General features: G+C 41.5%; 2 protein-coding genes. One reads left to right on the forward strand and one right to left on the reverse strand.

The features are described from left to right. The first annotated feature begins 346 nt into the window (after nucleotides 1-346). The gene (locus tag FHW04_RS23445) at nucleotides 347-1,270 is read left to right on the forward strand and encodes a hypothetical protein (RefSeq protein ID WP_089562647.1); all 924 of its coding nucleotides are present in this window, start codon (nucleotides 347-349) and stop codon (nucleotides 1,268-1,270) included. Nucleotides 1,271-1,322: 52 nt separating this feature from the next. Here FHW04_RS23445 and FHW04_RS23450 read toward each other — a convergent pair whose 3' ends face one another. Then, complete coding sequence (locus FHW04_RS23450) at nucleotides 1,323-1,937, reverse strand: hypothetical protein (RefSeq protein ID WP_089562646.1); 615 nt, start codon at nucleotides 1,935-1,937, stop codon at nucleotides 1,323-1,325. Between the last annotated feature and the right edge of the window lie 103 nt (nucleotides 1,938-2,040).

The following is a 2,040-nucleotide window of genomic DNA, read 5'->3' on the forward strand; positions in this document are numbered from 1 at the left end:
CTGAATTTGCGGCGGGCTGGAGAAAGGGTAATTCTGAAAATGAAGGTTCCGACATTACTAAGTGAGCGTTGTATCTAATCCTGGGGGCAGGTCACCGGTGATGCTTACTTTGCTGAGATCAGTAAACGTCTGGATGCTATCAAAAGTGAAGGTGTTGACAGGTCATACAATGCGATCTCTTCGAACATCAGTAAACTCGATGCAGATTTACCGATTTCTGAACTGACATACAAGTTCAACGATTGGGAAAGTAACTAATCTACCGATGTGAAAAAGGGCGCTCAGTGTGCCCGTTTTGATCGCAATTGCTGAACCTTATGCAACTTGATTAAGGGTTCTTAGAGTTATGAAAGAGACCATCTATAACATCTTTTGTTTTAGTAAAGATGGAGTCTATTTAACCCATGTAGGGATAGTACCTCATGAGTTAGATGGAGATGACCAACACAAGCTCGAATTTCTTCAAAAAAGATTAGATGTTGACTTAGCTTCTTGTCGTTCGTTTCATAGTCTGCATCCTTCTGTTTTAGACTCAGAAGGTAAACTAACACTCGCAAGATATAACTCAAATCTTAGGATCGGTAACTCTCTTGCACCCTATGAGATAGCATTAGCCAGCCATAATGCCCCTCAGAATCCCTTAACTATAGTGACTCCAGTGGTAGACGGTAAACTACAGTATGAGATACAACTTGGACTTGACGAGAAACTGAGACACAAACATATGCCTCATCATCACATAGAAGGCGTCAAGAGCCTTCCTGATTACCTTGAGCAGTATATGAAAGATGATGGTTTCCATATGAAGCAACTTTTAAATGATGACCATATGAAGCCTATAAAGCTGCTTTTTAACGAAAAGCACTACCTATCGAGCTTTAAACTATTGATGTCCTTCATAGACACTATAGCTTACCTTGAGTATGGAAATTCTAAGCGAGTGTTTCAAAACTGGTTGGATCATTACTCTGATCTGAGCGGTATGGGTGTCACGTCAGATGAACTCTACGAGCTAAGAAATTCTCTTCTGCACATGACAAACCTTAACTCTCATAAGGTTGTGCAAGGTAAAGAGCGGCGTCTGAGCATCGCTGTTTGTAAAAGAGGCCACCCAACGCAATACCACAATAATATTGTGTATATTAACTACACGGATTTCCTTTTTATCTTTGATGAAGCAGTCAGTAAGTGGCTTGATACATACAGAGACAACAAGAAGCAGCTAACGCTTATTGAAAGGTATGATGAGGTCATCAGAGACAATTATTAATCGTAAATATGGGCGCACTTAGCGCCCGTATCATATGGCCTTGAGTTACGATTCAGACAGTTATGCCAAAATACTGGCAAACAGCGTTAGTCAGGACAGTAGGAGCAGCAGCACCAGCAATTTTAATGGTTCCTGAATAAGCCTTTCCGATCATCTTACCGAGCCATCCCCCGAAAACCTTTTCAACTTCTTCTTTGCTTTCTGGCTTAGACGACTGATCAATAACCTGCTTCAGTTCTGAGATATCAGAATCATCAACTCCATGTTCTTTTAGCTTGGTTGACAGCGTACTGAAGTCTCCCGTAACGATGGTGTTCTGTTGATGAATACCGCCCGTTGTGCCAGCAGCTATAACCCCGCTACCATTACTCATGTCACCCATTACTGTGATCGAATCGCCATTGTTAATGATAGTCACGTTTGCAGCCTCACTTTTTTCTCTTTGAGTAAAATTTGAACCCTCGCCTAAAATACCTTTACTTTCAAGCAACAAGGCCCATTCGAGAACTCTTGAACGAATATTAGATAAGACATTCTTGATTTGGGTAGGACTGATACTCCAAGCCATTCTGAAATCACAATCAGTCACTTCATGAAGGAACGCTGTCATAAAAGGGGGAAGTTCGCTATATAGCGTGTCTGTTCTTTTAGCAAACTCAGTTAACATTGAAACTGGATTGACCTGCCCCCAGGATTAGATACAACGCTCACTTAGTAATGTCGGAACCTTCATTTTCAGAATTACCCTTTCTCCAGCCCGCCGCAAATTC

The sequence above is a fragment of the Pantoea sp. AN62 genome (genome assembly GCF_050432985.1).
In the GTDB taxonomy this organism is placed as follows: domain Bacteria; phylum Pseudomonadota; class Gammaproteobacteria; order Enterobacterales; family Enterobacteriaceae; genus Pantoea; species Pantoea brenneri.